The organism is Flavobacterium aquidurense (assembly GCF_031458035.1).
GTDB classification, from domain to species: Bacteria; Bacteroidota; Bacteroidia; order Flavobacteriales; family Flavobacteriaceae; genus Flavobacterium; species Flavobacterium aquidurense_C.
On record NZ_JAVDXR010000002.1, the window covers coordinates 520,514 to 542,376 of the forward strand.

Annotated in this window: 13 protein-coding genes; 9 read left to right on the forward strand and 4 right to left on the reverse strand. The window is 35.1% G+C overall.

Annotated elements, in window-relative coordinates:
• The first annotated feature begins 6 nt into the window (after positions 1–6).
• From J2X17_RS05325 to J2X17_RS05345, 5 genes are all read left to right on the forward strand, one after another.
• Positions 7–2,028 (forward strand): RagB/SusD family nutrient uptake outer membrane protein, encoded by a 2,022-nt coding sequence (locus J2X17_RS05325; RefSeq protein WP_310295361.1) that lies wholly within the window; start codon positions 7–9, stop codon positions 2,026–2,028.
• 19 nt (positions 2,029–2,047) lie between these two features.
• Entirely contained in the window at positions 2,048–3,637 is a 1,590-nt protein-coding gene (locus J2X17_RS05330) for a DUF5123 domain-containing protein (protein ID WP_310295363.1), read from the forward strand.
• Between the two features lie 93 nt (positions 3,638–3,730).
• Positions 3,731–5,230: a pectate lyase family protein gene (locus J2X17_RS05335; RefSeq protein ID WP_310295365.1), complete on the forward strand. Its 1,500-nt coding sequence runs from the start codon at positions 3,731–3,733 to the stop codon at positions 5,228–5,230.
• Between the two features lie 105 nt (positions 5,231–5,335).
• Positions 5,336–7,804: a glycoside hydrolase family 95 protein gene (locus tag J2X17_RS05340; protein ID WP_310295367.1), complete on the forward strand. Its 2,469-nt coding sequence runs from the start codon at positions 5,336–5,338 to the stop codon at positions 7,802–7,804.
• Between the two features lie 119 nt (positions 7,805–7,923).
• The gene (locus J2X17_RS05345) at positions 7,924–9,561 is read left to right on the forward strand and encodes a glycoside hydrolase family 43 protein (protein ID WP_310295369.1); all 1,638 of its coding nucleotides are present in this window, start codon (positions 7,924–7,926) and stop codon (positions 9,559–9,561) included.
• Between the two features lie 266 nt (positions 9,562–9,827).
• Here J2X17_RS05345 and J2X17_RS05350 read toward each other — a convergent pair whose 3' ends face one another.
• Positions 9,828–14,216, reverse strand: coding sequence for a hybrid sensor histidine kinase/response regulator transcription factor (locus J2X17_RS05350; RefSeq protein WP_310295371.1), 4,389 nt, complete (start codon positions 14,214–14,216; stop codon positions 9,828–9,830).
• Positions 14,217–14,458: 242 nt separating this feature from the next.
• Between J2X17_RS05350 and J2X17_RS05355 the strand changes: the two genes are divergently transcribed.
• Entirely contained in the window at positions 14,459–14,623 is a 165-nt protein-coding gene (locus J2X17_RS05355) for a DUF5996 family protein (RefSeq protein WP_310295426.1), read from the forward strand.
• A 588-nt stretch (positions 14,624–15,211) separates the two neighbouring features.
• Complete coding sequence (locus J2X17_RS05360) at positions 15,212–15,553, forward strand: helix-turn-helix domain-containing protein (RefSeq protein WP_310295374.1); 342 nt, start codon at positions 15,212–15,214, stop codon at positions 15,551–15,553.
• A 48-nt stretch (positions 15,554–15,601) separates the two neighbouring features.
• Here J2X17_RS05360 and J2X17_RS05365 read toward each other — a convergent pair whose 3' ends face one another.
• The 3 genes from J2X17_RS05365 to mnmE form a co-directional block, all read right to left on the reverse strand.
• A complete protein-coding gene (locus J2X17_RS05365; RefSeq protein ID WP_310295376.1) occupies positions 15,602–16,744 on the reverse strand; it encodes a tyrosine-type recombinase/integrase in 1,143 nt (380 codons plus the stop codon).
• Complete coding sequence (locus J2X17_RS05370; RefSeq protein ID WP_310295378.1) at positions 16,741–17,304, reverse strand: helix-turn-helix domain-containing protein; 564 nt, start codon at positions 17,302–17,304, stop codon at positions 16,741–16,743. The genes J2X17_RS05365 and J2X17_RS05370 overlap by 4 nt, the downstream gene beginning before the upstream one ends.
• A gap of 232 nt (positions 17,305–17,536) precedes the next feature.
• The gene (mnmE, locus tag J2X17_RS05375; RefSeq protein ID WP_310295381.1) at positions 17,537–18,949 is read right to left on the reverse strand and encodes a tRNA uridine-5-carboxymethylaminomethyl(34) synthesis GTPase MnmE; all 1,413 of its coding nucleotides are present in this window, start codon (positions 18,947–18,949) and stop codon (positions 17,537–17,539) included.
• 183 nt (positions 18,950–19,132) lie between these two features.
• Here mnmE and J2X17_RS05380 point away from each other — a divergent pair, with 183 nt between their 5' ends.
• Together J2X17_RS05380 and J2X17_RS05385 are read left to right on the forward strand one after the other, a co-directional pair.
• Positions 19,133–19,966: a universal stress protein gene (locus J2X17_RS05380; RefSeq protein WP_310295383.1), complete on the forward strand. Its 834-nt coding sequence runs from the start codon at positions 19,133–19,135 to the stop codon at positions 19,964–19,966.
• Between the two features lie 69 nt (positions 19,967–20,035).
• Entirely contained in the window at positions 20,036–21,808 is a 1,773-nt protein-coding gene (locus J2X17_RS05385) for a MutS-related protein (RefSeq protein WP_310295385.1), read from the forward strand.
• Positions 21,809–21,863 lie beyond the last annotated feature (55 nt).

The following is a 21,863-nucleotide window of genomic DNA, read 5'->3' on the forward strand; positions in this document are numbered from 1 at the left end:
ATGATCATGAAAAAATATATTTATACCGCATTTGTATTTGTTGCTTTTGGCACAATCTCTTGCAATGAAGACTTTTTAGAAACCACTTCGCCTTCTAAACTTAGTTCACAAACTGTTTTCAATACTACTTCAATGGCTAAAGCGGCTGTAATGGGAGTTTATGGAAAAATGACCGACACCTATATTTATGGTCAGAAATTGTCGGTAAACTGGCAGGGAGTAAGTGATATCGAGACCAATACTGGATTTACAACCACAGGATACAACTCTACAAGTTCTGATTCCGGGGCTGGTAATTTTTATGACGATCCTTACAATACTACCACAAAATGGGAAACCTTGTTTCAGTTTGCCGAACTAGCATCATCTGCCGTAGAAGGTATTCGTAATTCTCCTGTTTTCGAATCCAAAGCAAATGAAATGAAACCTCTATTAGGCGAAGCGTTAACCCTTAAAGCATTGGCTTATTTTGAACTAGTGAGATTTTGGGGTGATATACCTTATAAAGGCGAGCCATCAAAATCGGATCTGTCTAATGTGTACATCGGTAAAACAGACAGAGATGTCGTTTACGCCGAATTGGTGAAAGATTTAACAGAAGCCGTAGACTACCTGCCTTACCTTAAAAAGGCTCCTGAATATACTACAGCAGAGCGCATTTCTAAAGCATTTACTAAAGGATTACTGGCAAGGGTAGCTCTTTTTGCAGGAGGATGGTCGCTGCATGACGGTAACCTGTTTTCAGATCAGAATGTGGAGCGTCATCCAACAATGCAGGCTGAGAATGGATATTATGTAGGACGTGTTAAAAATTGGCGTGATTACTATCAGATTGCTGCCCAGCAAACCGCAGAAATTCTAGGAAGTTCAGAGCACCAGCACTCATTAGATCCGAGTTACGAAAATATTTGGAAAACAGTTTGCAATCTTGGACAGAACGCCTCAAATGAAAACTTATTTGAAGTTGCTTTTGGCCTTGGTAATAACGGCGATATAGGTTCTTTAATGGGCTACGAAGTGGCCGCTAATACAAAAAATGGTTCAAGAGGCTTTGGAGGTAGTTATGTGAGTTCACAGGCTTATTATTTTTATTCTTTTGATCCAGATGATTTACGACGCGATGTCACATTGTCCTGGACAAGTTACGGAAGCGAGAATAAAGAAGTAATGAAAACTGACGCATTGAGTGTGAGCTTTGCGAAATGGCGATTATACTGGATGAATCCTTCTTACTTAGCATTGCATAAAACCGCTAATTCACGTATTGCGACAGGAGTAAACTGGATTTTAATGCGTTATTCTGATATTTATTTGATGTTCGCCGAGGCGGAAAGCCAGTTATCGAGCCCTGATAATTTAAATTCGGTGGCTAAAATGTCCCCTCGTCAGGCATTAGAAACTGTAAGAAAACGTGCTTTTGGCAACAATTCGCAAAAAGTGAAACAGTATGACTCTAATTTCTTTAACGCGATCGTTAATGAACGTGCATGGGAGTTTGGCTGTGAAGCCATACGAAAACAAGATTTGGTTCGATGGGGGCTTTTATATGAAAAGATTGAAACCATGAAAAAAACGTTGTGTTTAATGCTTGACAATAAAGAAGCAGTTACCATTTTTGACAAAAGTTATCAGGCGTCTGACTTTCCACAGACAATATATTATAAGTTTAAAGATGCGGAGTTTATTGACAAAAGCAACATTAATTATTATAGAAATTTAGGAGCCAGTCCTGGGCCAGAATATTTATCATCGTCATGGTTTACTAAAAACGCACAGAAGCCAACCAGCGGAACTAATAAAAATTATATTGACTGGCCGACACGTATTTTATTGGCTGGGACAGGTATTAATAAATCGTATGATTATTCCAGTTTCTTAAGTTCATTGAAAAATGGAGGGGAAATACAATCCAATTTAGTACAATACACAATGGGGAACAAAAGCTGTAATTACAGGCATTATTTTGCCATTTATTATGAAGATTTATTTGAGTCTAAAGGTAAATTAACCAATTCCTTTGGATACTAAACCTGTAAAATTGGAAGATATGAAAAAAAATATAGTATTGGGACTATTTTCTTTGCTTGCCATTATACTGGTAAGCTGTGAAAAAGATTATAATGATTGGGAAGTAGTAGCAGGGCATGAACGCCTTTTTAAATCTTTAATTTTTGAAGTTTCTAAAGTAGAATCTACTGAAGTAGAATTAAAGTTTACAAAATCTATAGATGCTACTAAATATGTTTTTGAATTTAGTAAAGATAGTTTACTATTTAACCAGATTGTAAAAACTGTTGAATTGTCAAGTTCTGACTTAGTTCCTTTCGCAGCCTCCACCAATCAGACTAAAATTGAGTATCGTGAAATATTTAAAGATCTGGATGGAGATTCAAAGTATTCAGTCCGAATGAAAAGTATCAATGAAATAACCGGACTTGAATCTAAATTAAGCCAGATGTTTTTTAAAACCCCTGCCGAACAGTTATTTAAAAGTTATACTCCGGCAGCAAATAGTATAACTATTGAATGGACAATTTCTCCGAGGGTTACTGCAGTGGTTTTGTACGATCAGGCTGGGACGAGTATTAGAGAAATCCCTTTAACAGAACAGCAGAAAGCAGCAGGTACTTTGACTATAGATAATTTAGCCATTGGAACGAGTTATGTAGTGAAGATTCTCAACGCGTCAAACGTAAGAGGTTCCTTAAATGTTAGAACTACCGGCATATTGGACAGCACTATTTACAACGTATTGCCTGGTGATAATGCAGCAACAATTGCAAAAGCTATTAGTGACCTGGTAGCAGCGGGTTCTAAAAACTTTACCGTTGTTTTTGATAAAACTACCAGTTATAATATTGGCGGAGATATTACCATTCCTACCGGCGTTAACGATATCGCTTTTGCAGGTGTTGCCGATTCTAACGGTACACTTCCTAAATTGCTTAATGCCCGATTTAGAGTACAAACGCAGATTAATGATTTAATTATTCAGTATTTAAATACAACTTCAGCAGCCGCATTTTTTATCGATTTAGGAACCAAAAACGTACACAACATCAATATTGATGGCTGTGAAATAGACAATATAAACTCTATAGTACGTTTAAGTGGTGCTTCTGTAATAAATGATATCAATGTTACTAACAGCAAGATTTCGAAAACAGGTGGTTATGGTGTTTTTAACGTGGCTTCTGGACAGGTTATAAATTCAATAACAGTTCAAAATTGTACGCTAACAGAAATCAGCACCCGATTTGCTGATGTGCGTGTTGCAACAAAAATTAATTTTTCAAATATTACCTGTGTAAATATTACTACTGCAATGGGACATTTGTGGCTCTTTGATAATGCGAAGCCAGTACAATTGACCATTCAGAATATGATTATTGGAGGTCCAAACGGGGGTGCTAAAATTAATAGTACCAATGGCAATTATGCAAGCATTCCTATTTCCTACACCGGCAGTTATATGACAAAGGATTTAATTGTCGATGCAAGGCCTTTGACTGGTATAACGGCGGTTCCGTTAGATATTTACGGCTTGTTTGTAAATCCCGCAGCCGGCGACTTTCATATAAAAGAAGGTACAGGGTTTGCTGGTACAGGTATAGCAGGTGATAAAAGATGGTTCTAATCTGTAAATAATCTTATTTAGCTCTCACAAAGGGAGTCATTACATAAAACTCCCTTTGTTATTGTGTTAAAATAGAAAAACTTATGTTTCAATATGTATAAAAAAGTAACAAGCGTTATAATAAGGGTATTGTGCTGCTACAGTATATTATCCTTTATTCCTGCAGATAAAAAGCAGGCGGGTTTCGATGCTTCGAAAGATAAATCTATAAATACTCAACTCATTGAAGAGGAAGCTTTGGCTTTTCCAGGCGCCGAAGGAGGGGGGCGCAAAACAATAGGCGGGAGAGGAGGAAAGGTAATCAAAGTTACTTCGTTAGAAGATGCTGACACTCCGGGTACTTTACGATATGCGATAAATCAGCAAGGTCCGAGAATCGTAGTTTTTAATGTCAGCGGGACGATTTATTTAAAGTCATCTCTGCATATTAATGTCAATGATATTACGATTGCAGGTCAGACAGCACCTGGAGGTGGGATTTGTATTGCACACTATGATGTAGATGTTAGTGCCGATAATGTTGTAATGCGATATCTTCGTTTTCGAATGGGCGATGTAAACAAAATCGAAGCTGATGCTCTTGGAGGCCGTTTTCATAAGAATATCATAGTCGATCATTGTTCTGTAAGCTGGTCAACTGACGAATGTGTCTCTTTTTATCAAAATGAAAATTTTACACTGCAATGGTGTATTATCTCCGAATCTTTGAAAAACTCTGCTCATTCGAAAGGATCTCACGGATACGGTGGAATTTGGGGCGGTAAAAATGCAACTTTTCACCATAATTTAGTTGCCAGTCATGACAGCCGCAATCCTCGCTTGGGTGAGTATGCTAATCATGCTTTTGCCCTTACAGATTTAGTAGACTTGCGCAACAACGTAATTTACAATTGGGGAGGAAACAGCTGTTATGGGGGTGAAGCAATGAATGTAAATATTGTAAACTGCTACTACAAACCGGGTCCGGCCACTGTAAAAAAGGACCGCATTATTGCTATTGATAAAAATACAAAAGCCAACATTTCTCCAAATCCCGTATACAATATTTGGGGAAAATATTATATTAATGGTAATGAAGTTGAAGGATCTCCTGAAACTACAAAGGACAACTGGACATACGGTGTTTACAATCAATTTGCTGCCGGTTACGGGGTGGTTTTCGATGCAGATAAAATAGCCATTAAACAAAATACACCGCATAATGCAGCTTTTGTTACTACTCATACAGCGCAAAAGGCGTATGACTTAGTACTAAAATTTGCAGGAGCCTCTTTGGTTCGCGATGCGGTGGATAATCGTATAATAATTGATGTAAAGACAGGTAAAGCGACGATTAAGGATGGTGGAAATGGCAGTAAAAACGGACTTATAGATAGCCAGAGTGCTGTTGGCGGATGGCCGGAACTAGCGTCAGGAACTGTATTACAAGATACGGATAATGATGGAATACCGGATGAATGGGAAAAAACTAATCGCCTGGATCCCAAAAAAAATGATGCTAATAGTCGAACCCTTAGCCCAGTTTATGATAATATCGAGGTCTATATTAATAGTATAACAGCAAAACAGACCGAGCAGCAATTAAAATTATAATACTTTTTTAGAATTCGTTTTTGTTTTTTAGTCCGTTTTCCTGCAGAAAAGTTCTCTTTTCTCAGGTTAACAGACTAGGGCAGACGTGTTTTTATCCTTATAAAAATGAATACAGAAAAATACAAGAAAATAGCCGGACTATTTTGCTTCATGATGGCTGCAGTCCAGGTAAATGCACAACAGCTCATGCTACAATACGATAAGCCCGCAAACAATTGGAATGAGGCGCTGCCTATTGGTAACGGCCGTTTGGGCGCCATGATTTTCGGAAATCCTGCGAAAGAGGAACTACAGCTAAATGAAGAAACTATTTGGGCAGGCGAACCAGGCAATAATGTACCTAAAAATACCTACTATAATATTGAAGCAATCCGCAAGCTCATTTTTGATAAAAAATATAAAGAAGCACAGGATCTGGCCAATGAAACCTTTCCAAGGCAGGCACCAAGTGGTTTAAATTATGGTATGCCGTATCAAACTGCAGGAAGTTTGTGGCTTGACTTTCCAGATCATGACCATTTTTCGCATTATAGAAGGGATTTGGATATCGAAAAAGCGGTGACTTCGGTAAGTTATAAAGTAAACGGTATAACCTATAAAAGAGAATTTTTTACTTCATTTGCTGATGATGTTCTTATTGTAAAACTTACGGCAGACAAGAAAAATAGCATCAGTTTTTCGATAACTTCTACAACTCCTCAGTTAGTAAGCAAAGTAAAAACGGAGGGAAATAGATTGATTTTTGAAGGAACCTCGGGCTCAAATGATAACAAAACAGGAAAAGTACACTATACAGGCCAGGTTAATTGCATTTTAAAAGGTGGCACCTTAGCAGCAACCGCAGATAAGCTGGTGATTGATAAGGCCAATGAGGTTGTAATTCAAATTTCATTAGCAACTAATTTTAAAAACTACAGCGACCTTTCAGAAAACCCTTTTCAAAAGTCAAAAACAATATTAGAAAAGGTTTCTCAGAAAAATTATAAGACCGCTTATCAGGATCATGTTGCCGCTTATCAGAAATATTTTAACAGAGTACGGTTCGATCTTGGCGATTCTCCTCAATCAAAGAAAACAACCGATGTAAGGATAAATGAATTCAACACCACTTATGATCCGCAGCTCGTAGCCCTCTATTTTCAGTTTGGAAGATATCTGCTCATTTCAAGTTCACAGCCTGGCGGCCAGCCTGCAAATCTGCAGGGAATATGGAATCATAAATTAAATCCGCCGTGGGACAGTAAATACACCGTAAATATTAATACTGAAATGAATTACTGGCCTGCTGAAACAACTAATTTGAGTGAGATGCACCAGCCACTTTTCAGTATGCTAAAAGATTTAGCGATAACTGGACAAGAAAGTGCAAAAGAAATGTATCACGCCAGAGGCTGGAATATGCATCATAATACCGATTTGTGGCGTATTACAGGTATAGTAGATGGGGGATTTTACGGACTCTGGCCTATGGGAGGCGCCTGGCTGACCCAGCATTTATGGCAGCATTACCTTTATACCGGTGACACAGAATTTTTAAGAGAGTACTATCCGGTTATGAAAGGAGCAGCACAATTTTACCTTGATGTGCTTCAGGAAGAACCTCAGAAAAAATGGTTAGTTGTTAGCCCATCTATTTCTCCTGAAAATACGTATCAAAGCGGTGTTGGTGTTTCGGCAGGAACTACTATGGATAATCAATTGGTTTTTGATGTGTTTAATAATATTATTAATGCCTCTAAAGTACTGAAGTATGACAAGAATTTTGCTGATTCGACAGCTCTGGCTTTAAAACGATTGCCTCCTATGCAGATTGGACAGCATTCACAATTACAGGAATGGCTTCAGGACTGGGATAAGCCAAATGATAAACACAGACATATTTCTCATTTATACGGATTGTTTCCTTCAGGTCAGTTATCACCTTTCAGGACCCCTGAATTGGCTGAAGCCGCTAAGAATACTTTAATATCCAGAGGAGATGTTTCTACAGGCTGGTCAATGGGATGGAAAGTAAATTGGTGGGCACGTTTATTAGATGGTAATAAAGCCTATAAATTAATTAAGGACCAGCTTCGTCCGGCACCAACAGAAATCAAGGGAGAATCCGGAGGAACATATCCGAATCTTTTTGATGCACATCCGCCTTTTCAAATAGATGGTAATTTTGGATGTACGGCAGGTATAACAGAAATGCTGCTGCAAAGTTATGATGGCGCTGTGCATTTGTTGCCAGCCCTTCCTGATGAATGGAGAACAGGTAACATATCAGGCTTAAAGGCTCAAGGTGGATTTGCAATTGAAGAAATGAAATGGGATCAGGGAAAAATCATTTCGGTAACAATAAAATCTAATTTAGGAGGGAATCTTCGTTTAAGGAGTTATTCAAAATTAAAAGGAAGAGGCTTGACAGCTGCTAAAGGCGAAAATCCTAATTCTTTTTTCAAAATACCGGGGATACAAAATCCAGGCATTTCCCAAAAGGCAAAACTGACGGGATTAAAAAAAACAAAAATTTTTGAATATGATGTAGCCACAGCAAAAGGCAGCAGCAATACATTTTATGCAGAGAAATAATTCTAAAAGCGGTATACTTTTTATAAGATAATGAGTCCTTTAATAGTGGTGTATTTAATATTGGAAAGCATCATTAGTGCGCAGTCCATTAATTTTAATCCAACAAAAATAATAGTAAAATGAGAATAAAATATGTAGCTTTTGCCTGTTTAGCTATTACTAAAATAGGCAGTATTTGTGCACAAAATAATATCGATGCAATTTCTAAAGTCTGGACAGCAGACCTTGGAAATGGAAATTATAAAAATCCGATTATCTACGCAGACTATTCCGATCCGGACGTTTGCAGGGTGGGAAAAGATTATTTTATGACTGCTTCCTCCTTTAATTGCATTCCGGGTCTTCCCATTTTGCATTCCAATGATTTAGTAAACTGGAAATTAGTGAATTATGCATTGCCAAAACAGCCTCCTGTAGAAACCTACGATAAAATACAGCATGGTAATGGTGTATGGGCTCCGTGTATACGTTTTCATAACGAAGAATATTATATTTTTTATCCGGATCCAGATTATGGCATATATATGACTAAAACCAAAAATCCGTACGGCAAGTGGTCAGAACCGGTTCTAATTAAAGCAGCAAAAGGCATTATAGATCCCGCTCCATTTTGGGACGAAGATGGTAAAGCGTATCTGGGTTATGCATTAGCGGGAAGCCGTGCCGGAACTAAGAGTGTATTGATGCTTTGTAGCATAGATCCTGTTAGCTGTATGGCTGAAGATAATGAAGTGCTTTTGTTCGATGGACATAAAAACCATACTACTGTTGAAGGGCCCAAATTTTATAGACGCAATGGTTATTATTATGTTTTTGCCCCTGCAGGCGGTGTGGCAACAGGCTGGCAATTAATCTTGAGATCAAAATCTATTTATGGTCCTTATGAAGAGAAGGTTGTGCTGGAACAGGGAAAAACTACTGTAAACGGCCCTCATCAGGGAGCGTGGGTAGATACAGTCACAGGAGAAGACTGGTTTATACATTTTCAGGATCAGGGCACTTACGGACGTGTGGTACATTTAAATCCGATGACATGGAAAAATGACTGGCCAGTTATGGGAGTTGATAATGACAAAAACGGTATTGGAGAGCCGGTAATGACTTTTAAAAAACCAAATGTAAATGCCCAATATCCTGTAGCAACGCCTCCTGATTCTGACGAATTCAATGAGCCTGTACAAGGTTTACAGTGGCAATGGCATGCCAATAAACAATTGGTGTGGGGCTATCCTTCGGCTGGTATGGGGTATTTCCGTTTTAATTGTATCCCAAAGCCTGTTGATTTTAAAAGCTTATGGCAGGTGCCTAATATTTTTGCGCAAAAATTCCCTGCAGAAGCGTTTATGGCAACAGCTAAAATAACATTTACGCCAAATTTTGATAACGAACAATTTGGTTTGGTTGTAATGGGAAGAAGTTACAGCAGTTTAATAATTAAACGAAGTAATGACCAATTAAAATTAATGCAGTTATCTGCTAATAAAGCCGACAAAGGAGCTGCAGAAACAGGTGTTGAAATAGCGACACTTTCTGCTAACACTTTTTACTTTAGACTTAAAGTTGAAAAAGGAGGAAAGTGCCAGTTTTATTATAGTTTAGATGATAAAAAATACTTAAAAGCCGGTTTAGAATTTGTGGCTTCAGAAGGAACCTGGATAGGTTCAAAAATTGGTTTTGTCGCCTTAAGGGAAGGAACAATAAACAATGCCGGCTATGCCGATGTAGACTGGTTTAGAATATCTAAAATTGAAAAGTAAGGTTTTTTAATAGTTTGTTTTTTTTCAATCTAGTGATTATTGTTTAAGTGATTAACTGTTTTTGTGGTTAAGTGTAGTTAATTTTTTGGTTTAACACTAGTGTAAAAAGAAGTCTTCGGACTTCTTTTTTTATGCCTGTACAATTCAGCCGCAAAAAAAAAACATTATTAAAAAAATGTATTTTTCATTTTTTGTAACCATTAGAGTTGCAGACACAGACTTATAAGGCTAATGATTTTTGTTTTTAATTGCTGAAATTGGTATTCTTAACTTGTATGTTTTTGCCGGTATTCTGTGGGAGTTTCTCCGTATTTATTTTTAAAAGATTTTGTAAAATATTTTATATCGGAAAATCCAGTCATATCTGCTATTTCTTTGATTAGTAACTGACTGTCTGCCAATAATTGTGCAGCACGTTTTATTCTTATGTCACGAATAAATTCAACAGGAGAATAACCTGTTAAACTTTTTATTTTATAATATAAAGTCGTTCTGTTTAAGCCAACGGCGCTACCAAGAATTTCAACTGAAAATTCGTTATTGTCAATGTTTTCCTCAATGCAGTTCATGATTTTCCGCATTATTTCTTCATCCTTGTCGGTTACCAGGAATGGTTTTGGCTCGTATTCTTCAATAGTAAGCTTTTCATTTTTATTAGCATTTCTATTATAGTCTTCAAAAATGCTTTGTAGGCGTTTTCGCTGCTCCATTAAATTTATGATACGGGCCTTTAAGTAGCTTACGCTGAAAGGTTTGGTAATATAATCATCAGCGCCATAATTGATTCCCTCCAACTGGCTTTCAATTGTGGTTTTAGCTGTTAATAATACCACAGGAACATGGCTTGTTTCTATATTATTCCTGATTTTCTTTAATAAGTCTACCCCGTTAAGTTTTGGCATCATGATATCACTAATGACAAAATCGGGCGTATTTTGTAGTATTTTGCGATAGCCTTCCTCGCCATCTTCTGCTTCGATTACTTCATAATCTTCTTCCAGTACATTTCTTATGAAGGTGCGTAAATTTAAATCGTCTTCAACCACCAGTATTCGGATTTTTTCATTTGGCTGTCCTGTGGTATTTTTGTCTGTTGCATTTTCGATTGCTTCAGCTGATTCTTCCGTTAGAATTTCTACATCATCATTAAAATGATCATAACCCGTTTTGAAGTGAAGGCTGAAAGTACTTCCTTCGCCGGTTTTACTACTAAAAGTAATTTCTGCATGGTGCTGCTCTGCCAGTTCTTTAACCATAGAGAGTCCAATCCCTGTACTTGGATTATTGGCGTTTGTATTATAAGATGAAAATCGATTGAAAATACGACTCTGAAAATCTTCCTGTATGCCTAAACCTGAATCGATGACCTGTAGTTGGATCTGGCTCGATGTCCTTATTATTTTTAGAGTAATAGACTTTCCGTCCGGAGTATATTTAAAGGCATTGGATAATAAATTCATTAAAATCTTTTCTAATGCATTTTTATCTGCCCAGATGTTAAAATCGTCTCCTTCAACTTGAAATAAATAAGAAATATTTCTTTCCTGTGCTGTTTCTAAAAAGTTATTAAAAATATCATGAGAAAATACAGTAAGGTTTATTTCTGATATCTGTAACTTCTGATCCTGTATTTTTCTAAAATCCAGTATTTGATTTACTAAGCGCTGCAGTCTATTGGTATTTTGAGATACATAGGTCAATTGTTTTTTTACAACTTCAGGTGTTCTGGCGTCATTAATAAGATAATCGACAGGACCAGTAATTAGGGTAAGAGGTGTTCTTAATTCATGCGAAATATCAATAAAAAATTTATGTTTCATTTCAAACATATCCTTCTCCATCTTCGTGTTGGTCCTGAGTCGATACATTGTAAGTACCACATAATTAATTCCTAGTATAATGCCCAGTACCAGCATGCCATAAATAATATAGGCAATCCAGGTATTCCAGATCGAGGGCAATACTGTTATTTTAATCTGCCGTTCGTTGGTAACCCAGTTTCCCTGGCTGTTGGTAGATTTTACCTTGAAAATGTAATTTCCTTTAGGAACATTGGTGTAAAAGGCGGCATGCTGGTCATTGGTATAATTCCAATTTTCATCAAAACCTTCAAGTTTATAAGCATATTTGATGTTCTCAGGATTAATGTAGTCCAATGCTGTAAATTCTATATTGAAAAAGTTCTGATTATGTTCTAATTCTATAGCTGGATTGCTGTCTATCGAATAAGATAAATGAAACGGATCATTGCTGCTGTTTTGATTATAAACCTGAAAATCAGTCAAGGCCAATGTTGGGATATTGTTATTTGATTTTATTTGGTTGGGAAAAAAATGTAGCAGTCCCTGAGCGTAGCCAAATAGCAGTTCACCGCTTTGCAATCTGATCCTCGTTGCTTCTGTAAAGTTATTAAAGGCCATAATTGGTTTCACTTCAGAATATACTTCAAAGAGCTCTTCCCTCGGATTAAAACGTGACAAAATATAATCGGTTGTTATCCAGATATTTTGATCGCTGTCTTCTAACAATGATAAAATATTATTGGAAGGAAGTCCTTCTTTTTGTGTATAATGCTGAAATTCTTTTGGATATCCATTTGGATACCTCGTTAGCACTTTACTGATGCCTCCATCGGCTGTTGCAATAAATGTCTGGCCGCTTTTAGTGATACAGAAATCAATAATATCATTACTCTTTAAGCAAGTTTTTTCCTGCTGCGTTTTTTCATAAACTGTTATAGAAGATATTAAATCGGGAAATCTTTTTTTTCCGTCAAACACCAATAGGCCAGTTGTAGAACCTGCATATAGTACTCCTTGTTTATCTTGTTTTAGACATCGAATGTGTACATGTTTTTCAAAAGGGGTATTTTTTAAACGTCCATTCTGATTAATAAAATCTAAAGTATTTCCCCGCTTTCGAATCAAATTTAGTCCGTTTAAGGTACCGACCCATAAACGTTTAGACTGATCTTCAAAAATAGTGTAGATATTATCATTGCTTAAGCTGTTTGGATCCTTTTCAATATTCTTAAAGTGCGCTGTTTGGTAATTGTAGTCTGTGTTCTGTGGAGTAAATTTATAGAGACCGTCTCCTCGCGTACCGATCCATATCACAGCATCCTGATCCTGAATAATACTATAGATCGGTTTTTTCCAGACCGCCTGAGAGACTAATTGCCCATCTGATGAAAGATATCCAAGTTTTTTTAAATTTTGATCAAATAGTATGAGCTGATTCTGCTTGTTGGCAACCCAAATATTTTTGTTTTTATCCTGAAATACGGCACGTACATCTTTGATTCCTAATTTTATATGAGGATTTTCTATTTTTAGAGCTTTAAAATTATTTTGGCTGAAAGTAACTTTTATGATTCCTGCAGTCTGCGTATTATACCATAAATTACCTTGCCTGTCAAAGTAGGCAATATGAAGTTTATTGCTAAAGTTTCCCTTAGGGAAATAAGATGTAGTTTCAAACGGAATCAGAGTATTTGCAGCCGAATCATATTTTGAAAAACTGCCATTGTTCGGCTGAACCCATATTTCACCTTTTGTATTCGTTAACACTGCAGCCTTTACTGAAAATTGGTTTGCTCCGGTTTCTTTATCACCTGCGGGGAAATAACTTAATTTTTGGGTTTTTATATTTATAGCATAAATACCAGCTTCTTCATTACAGGTAAACCACAATAAATCCTGAGTTAATTTTATAACATTGATTTTTTTTTGCGCCACACGTGCCTCATTAGAAGTTTTAAATTTAGTGGTCTGCCCTGTATAAATGTTTATTAAACAAAACTCTGCCTGGTGGGTAATGGCTGCGACAGTGTTTGTGTTTATTTTTTTTAGAATGATTATTTCACCTTTTAAACCTAATTGATGACTTCTAAAATTTTTCGTGCCTTTTGTATATTGGAGCAAATTACTGTCGGCTCCTCCAAACCATATTTCGTCTTCAAGTTCGATAGCACTATAGAATGCTTTTGTTTGTTCGTTTACGGCTAAAAGCGATTTTGTATTGGACTGTACATTATTTGCTTTTAACTGAATAATGCCCCGGTCAGTTAAAATCCAGCTATTTTTAGAGCGGTCTTCAAAAACTGAAATGACATTATTACTGTTTAATTGACCATTGTCTTTACTGAAAATTTTATAGGAATAACTATTGCTGGTTATGGCGATGCAGCCGTTATTTTTTGTAATAAGCCATACTAAACCTGATTTTTGAGGAAGTATCTGGATAATTTCCATATTATTCTGCGCTACCTCCGGTATGAGTTCAGCTCCCCAAAATTCATTTACCACAGGATCAAAGCAATACGCCTTATTTTTGTTGGACAAAGTGCGCATCCAAATTTTACCATACGAGTCTTCGGTAATCCAATCGATACGGTTGTTTTTCATCAAAACTTTATCGGTAGCTTCTGTTTTATAGTTTTTGAATCGGTAACCGTTGTATTTGCTTAATCCATTAGTAGTAGCAAACCACATAAATCCTTTTTTATCCTGAAGGATATCATTGATGATGTTGTGCGGTAGTCCATCCTCTACCAAATAATGATTAAAATTGTAGCTCTGCTGACCGTAAGTGGTTAACTTACAAATCAACAATAATAAGAATGTATAATAGCAATTTTTATTAAAAAAAATCATTAGAAGAGTGGTCTTGGTGAGGTTATAGTAATAGGCACTAAAATAGGAAATTGTTTAGTATAAAGGACTAAAAAAAAAGATGGATTTAATTTTTGATATGGTTTTTTTTTACCGTGTATGCTGTCACTTTAGATCTTATATTTCTTATTGTTTTGTTGTCTTATTAGTTAAGGGTTAGGTAATTTATATGATCGTAAAAAAAATGTTTCGAGTATACTGTAAAGTAGCATAGATCGAGTAATATTAAACAAGGAAAAGTATTGCCTACTGAAGCATATTATATTGAAGTTTTGGGACAATTTATTTTACAGTATTCTGCAGTTCAAAACTCTGATAACCCTGAAGAAAAATTACTTGAATTTTTAAGAAGTACTTGTACTATTGGAGTAAAATTAGCCAATTTGTAACAATGGTGTATTAAGAAAAATTGCTGTACAGGTTTAATCAGAAAATTGTTTCTAAAAGTTTCGAACGTAAATTTCTTAATTCTTGATTTACTGACTTTCTACTTTCCAAAAACACATTGTGCCACGATTCTGCCAAAAAACTTAAAGCATCTTTCTGCCCTTATAAATGATCTTTGAATTTGTATCTTATCCGTACCTCAAATGTATTTTACTTTACTGAAATGTGGGAAGTTAATTTCTGGAGTTGTAATTCGCAATACTGACTTTTATGATCTTCAAGTCCATTTATTAAATGGACTTTTTTATGTCTTTTTTGTAAAATTTAGAATGTTTTTTTTTGTAGGTTTTTACTGTTTTTGTGTCCCGTAGGGTGACCGCTACGATACAAATTCCAAACCACCTATTTTTGGAGGACTTAAAACGAATTTTAAGTGTGAATACACCGAATGATAATGTATTTGAATACAGTATTTTAAGTATAGCTGCTTAATTTATTACTTTCATTTATAAAACATATGATATTTACAAAAATTAAGAAATTAATATGATGTAAAAAGAAATTTTTCATCTATAAAATAAATGCACGCTATGAAACCATATAAATTTGAAGATTTACCTGATATTATTGGTGAGCTACTTACAAGAATTGACAGTATTGAAAAACTTTTACAAGAAAATAAATTAAATGCGGTAGCAGCTAATGATGAATTACTTACTATTTCTGAAGCAGCAATATTGTTAAAATTGTCTGTGGCTACTATTTATACTAAAGTTTGTAAAAATGAGATTCCAGCCAATAAACAAGGTAAGCGTCTTTATTTTTATCGTGCTGAATTACTAAATTGGATAAAATTGGGTAGGATTAAAACTATTACTGAAATACAGCAGGAAACGGAATTGAAATTTAATTCGAGGCAACCATTTAAATAAATAAGAAAGACATCTTCCAAAAAGATGTCTTTCTTATTTTACAATATGCTACTTCAAGCTTATTCTAAGCGATGCTTCCCTTTTCTTTTCATCAATTATTTTCGTGTAAATCTGGGTAGTTTTCACACTTTTATGACCAAGCATTTTTGAAATGGTAAAAATGTCTGTTCCGGAGAAAATTTGTAATGTAGCATAAGTGTGCCGAAAACAATGAAAAGTTATGTGTTTTGTAATTCCGGCTTGGGCAACCCAGACTGGCAAAACTCTATCCACATCCCATTTTTTCAGACCCCCGAAGACTTGGTCATTATCTTTTGTTCTTTTACCAAGTACTTCATAAGCCTCATCTGATATTGGCATAGTCTGCAAGCCTTCAGTTTTCTTTTGTTTAAATCTGATATAATGTCCATCATCTTCTCTATATTGAACTTCTGACCACGTTAATTTAGCTATATCCGAATATCTAATTCCTGTAAGGGTTGAAAACATTGAAATTTTATAGACAATATTTTTAGAACAAGGTGTTGCAAATAATTTTTTAGCTTCATTTAAAGTTAGAAAATTTCGCTGCGATTCCTGTTCTTTAATAGAATCTATTCCAGCATTAATATCAGTTCGAAGTTTTCCTTCTTTATATGCTCTTTTGAGTGTAGTTTTTAGTTTATTGTGATAGGAGAGGGCTGTATTTCGTGCCAGAGTATTCCCGGTTTCTCTTCTGTTTTTGGCCTTTAATAAATATTCTTTGTAATCTTCCATCAAAGTTACTGTTATATCTTTAAAACATACGTCTCTTCCTGAAAGAAAGTTTTCAAAATGAATTATAGCACTACACCAAATTTGATGATTCTTCCCCACTTTTTTATCTGCCAAATTTTTAAAATAATCTAAAAATGAAGCACGTCCAATTCTCTGGATTTCCAGTTGTTCTTTCTCAAACTCGCTATAGACATCGTGCTTACGCATTTCGTTTTGTCTTCGAATTTGAATAAGCTCAGCTGTGTGCAGGTTTTCAATATTAGAAATTTTTTGAATTTGATTTTTTGGACGTTCATATAAATACAGCTTTAAGAATTCACGTCTGGTGTATTTATTAGTTTCTGTATTTAGTATTGGCGGATAAAAATCCAGGTAAAGTGATATCATTCCATTTGCCAAATTTTTTTTTCTCAATCTTACATTTCCCTTTTTCATTTTTCTCTTACATTAAATATAATATCAATATCTTTCTTCGCAACATAATTGAACTTACCTACGGAATATTTGGCTATTCCCTGACGTTGAATAAGCATATACAGAGCTCCCGGCGATATACCGAATTTCTGCTGTATCTGGGTAATAGTGTAACAGTTCTCTAATCCAGGGAATTCCTGTACTGGTCGAAGCAAAGATTGCTCTAGCGGTATGGAAAAGAAAGTATCCATATCGCATTTGCGAATAACTGTTCTGGCTCCAAATTTTGCTATATCAAGCTCTCCCCTGGAAATGATTCTGTAAATTGTCCTTCTGCTAATTCCAAACAAAAGGCTGGCCTGATTAACGCTCAGAAAATCTTTTGTTTTTACAGCTTCGAGATGTGGTTGTCGTGCAATTTCAGTCTGTCTGTTGCTTTCATCAATTTTCGACTTTCTTGTCCTTGCTTTGTAGGCTCTGCTGCTGCATTTCAGCGAGCAATACTGTGTTTTTGTTGTCTTGGCTATGAACTCATTTTGGCAGAATTCACAGATGCGGGTAATCTTAATGTTTGTACTCATAGAAATGTGACTTTAAGTGTCCCACTGTGACTATGTGTGTCTAGGCGTGCCATAATTTGGCCAAAAAAAAATATTATTTGTACCTCACATTCTCGAGGTACAAATACGGTACAAATTTAATCAAAACATCACATAATATCCAAAAGAAAAAGGAATTAAAAAACGAGTTAAAATATTGTTTATCAATACTTTAACTCGTTTATTTGTTGTTGTTTTGCTTTATTTTGTCCTGCTATTTTCCGATGCAAAAATTAGCAAAAATATTCCCCAACAATTCGTCATTAGAAACCTGACCTGTAATCAGTCCAAACTGATATAAAGCTTCACGAATATCCAAAGCAATTAAATCACTTGAAAGATTTGTTTCAAGACCAAATTTCACTTTCTGAATTTCATCTAAAGCTTTTAATAGAGAATCGTAATGCCTTGTATTCGTTACAATTGTTTCATTATTACGAAGTGCGCCGGTATTCACGTACGAAAGCAATTCATTCTTTAATTCTTCAACGCCAATATTTTCTTTGGCGGAAATGTAAATAGTTGTTGGTTGTTGGTTGTTAGTTGTTAGTTTTGAATCAATTTCATCTATTGCTTCTCTGGAAAGTAAGTCTTTTTTATTGATGATAACCAAAATAGGTTTTTGAGGGTATTGATTTTGTGTTTTGTTAATTTCAATAAGTAAGTTATCCAGCCTTCCATCAACCGACAACTGACAACCATCAACTAGATACAAAACAAGCTGCGCCTGATCGATTTTTTCAAACGTTTTTTTAATTCCGATGCTTTCTACAACATCCTTAGTTTCGCGGATTCCGGCAGTATCAATAAATCTGAATCCAATTCCGCCAATAACCAATTCATCTTCGATGGTATCACGAGTTGTTCCCGCAATGTCCGAAACAATGGCACGTTCTTCATTCAAAAGAGCGTTTAATAAAGTCGATTTTCCAACGTTTGGCTCGCCAACAATTGCAACCGGAATTCCGTTTTTAATTACATTTCCAACTGCAAAAGAGTCGATTAAACGTTTTAAGACAAACTCAATTCTATTCAATAATTCATGAAACTGGGTTCTGTCAGCAAATTCAACATCTTCCTCGGCAAAATCCAATTCCAATTCAATTAAAGAAGCAAAATTCAAAAGTTCTTCACGTAATTTTGCAATTTCATTACTGAATCCGCCGCGCATTTGCTGCATGGCAATTTGGTGAGAAGCTTCATTATCTGATGAAATCAAATCGGCAACTGCTTCAGCTTGAGATAAATCTAGTTTTCCGTTTAAGAAAGCTCTAAGTGTAAACTCTCCCGCATCCGCCATTCTACAGCCTTTTCTCAATAATAACTGAATAATCTGTTGTTGAATATAGGTTGAGCCGTGACATGAAATCTCAATCGTATCTTCGCCAGTATAAGAATTTGGTCCTTTGAAAACAGAAACTAATACTTCGTCCAGCGTTTTTGAATCATCAATAATATGTCCCAAATGCAAAGTATGTGTTTTTTGCTTGGTTAAATCTTTGTTTTTGATGGATTTAAAAACTGAATTTCCGATAGTAATGGCTTCCGAACCTGAAATACGAATGATAGCAATTGCTCCAGCTCCGGAGGGAGTGGCCAATGCAACTATAGAATCTTGATTTATCATGGCGCAAAGGTATAAAAAAAGCCATAAAGTTCCGAAGCTGAAACAAGTCCCTGATTAAATTTTAAAGTTTTTAAAATAGTTATCGTTGCATTTTTTTAAAATGTTAAAGAACTGATAATTATCATGTTGTTTTGTTTTTATAATGAGTAAATTTGAGTAAGTAACCTTTAAAAGCAAAACAAAATGAAAAAGATATTATTTCCCACAGATTTTTCTGAAGCAGCTACAAATGCATTTGTTCATGCTTTGGAATTTGCTAAAATTGTCAACGCCGAACTTGTTTTGTTGCATACTTTTGAAATTCCGGTTTACGATAGTCAATTTTTTCCTGAAAATTATGCATCGATTTATAGCTCGATTGAATTGGCAAAATTTGAAATGTTTAAAGATGAAATTCCAAAGCTCAGAACGATTGCAATGGAACGAAATTTAGAAGATATCGTGATAAAACATCGTTTGATGGACGGTGATTTAATCTATAATTTGAAAAACGCTGTCGAAGAAGATAAAATCGATTTTGTCATTATGGGAACTTCTGGCATTTCAGACTGGACTAAATTTTTTACGGGATCAAATACCAATTCAGTAATATCCGAAGTTAAAGTTCCGGTTTTATGCATTCCGGTAACAGCAAAATTCAGTAAAATAAAAATTATTGGTTTTACGACACGTTATCGTGAAAAAGATAAAATTGAACTTAGAAAAGTATTGGAAATAGCCAATAAAACCAATGCTAAAGTTAAAAGTCTTTACGTTAAGACTTCAAAATCAGATGTGACAGATGCTACAATTAAAGAGTGGGAGCGAGAGTTTGCAAATGATAAAGTCGAGTTTTTAGTATTGCCAAGTGACGAAGTGAAAGAGACAATTCTTGATTTTATTCTTTACAAAGACATTGATATTCTGACGACTATAACACATAAAAGATCTTTCTTCGAAAGCATTTTTGATTCTGGTTTTACAAAAAAAATAGCCAAAGAAGTTTCGGTGCCAGTTTTGGTTATGCACGAAACTTAAAATTCTGTCTTTTTTTACTATAGATTTTATGATGCAAAACCTATATTTGTATCTCATCAAATCAATAAAATGGATTCATATCAAAATAAAGTTGATCATTATAGCAATGTTTTCACTAAAATCAATAAAAGGTACAATAGCATAAGTTTACTACGTTTATTAAGTGTTTTTCTGTGTTTGTTTTCGTTGTTCTATTACATCAAAACCGATGATTCACTTTATGTAGTTTTTGCTTTTCTAGCTTTTGTTGGTTTTATTTTTTTGATGAGAATCCATTCCAAATTATCTTTTCAAAAACAGCTTACCACGGCACTTTTGAAAATCAATAAAAATGAAATCTCTTATTTGAAAAGAGAAAAGATTCCTTTTGAAAACGGAATAGAATTCAACGATTTTCATCATCCTTACGCTTATGATTTGGATATTTTTGGAGATCATTCCTTGTTCCAAAATTTAAACAGAACCGCCACTTTTATCGGAAAAAAAACACTGGCAAATCAATTATTGAATCTTGCTCCAAACGAAACAATTCTGGAAAATCAGAAAGCTATAAATGAACTGAAAACTAAAATTGAATGGCGACAGGATTTTTTGGCTTTAGCAACAATTAGTAATGATTCTGAAAATTCTTATGATTCTTTAATGTATTGGAATTCATTTAAAAACAATACATTACCTAAAGTTATAGTTGCATTATCATTTGCATTTCCGGCTTTGTTTTTTGGAGTTTTGCTTGCTTATTATATCACTTCAAAAACTATTTTATTATCCTTTCTGAGTTATATTTTTATTGCCAATTTGATGGTGGTGGGAAGGTCATTAAAACGAATTCAGTCTGAAATTGCAAAGGCTGATAACGTTGATAAAATCATCAAGCAATATAGTTTATTGGTTCAGAAAATTGAAAATGAAACTTTTCAATCAAAGAAATTAAAAGATTTACAACAACAGCTTATTTTTAAAAATGCGGCTGCCAGTGCACATTTGAAACAATTATCTGAGTTATTTTCCAGAATGGACACGATCAGTAATTTAGTTGTTGCGACTGTGTTTAACGGGACGTTTTTATTTCATCTTCATGTTTTAAAATCACTTTTGAAATGGAAGGAAGATTATTCCGATGAGCTCGAAAAATGGATTGCTGTTATTGGAGAATTTGAAGCTCTAAATAGTTTGGCAAATCTGGCGTATAATAATCCTGATTTTGTTTTTCCGGAAATCAATTCAGATTATAAAATTGGGTTTAAAAATTTAAGCCATCCATTGTTGAACCCGGCAACCAGAGTAGGCAATGACACCCATTTTTATCCTGAATCATTTATGATTTTAACTGGTTCTAATATGTCCGGAAAAAGTACTTTTTTAAGAAGTTTAGGTGTGAATATGGTTCTTGGTGGAATTGGTTCTGTTGTCTGTGCTTCAGAAGCTAACATTCATCCATTGCCAGTTTTGGTTTCAATGCGATTATCGGATTCTTTGGCCGACAGTGAATCGTACTTTTTTGCTGAAATTAAGCGTCTGAAACAAATTATGGATGCTTTGGAAGAGCAGCCGGCATTTGTTTTATTAGACGAAATTTTAAGAGGAACAAATTCTGATGACAAACGCAACGGAACTATTGAAGTAGTCAAAAAAGTAATTGCTAAAAAAGCTATTGGGGCAATCGCTACGCATGATATCGAAGTTTGCCTCACAACAAATCAATATCCGGATATTTTAACAAATCAGTGTTTTGAAGTAGAAATCCAAAACAACGAACTTCATTTTGACTACAAACTTCGCAGCGGAATCTGCAAAAATAAAAGTGCCACTTTTTTAATGCAGAAAATGGGAGTGATATAAAGGATTTTAGAATGTAGATTTTAGATTGAAATGCTCTTCGACTTCGCTCAGAGTG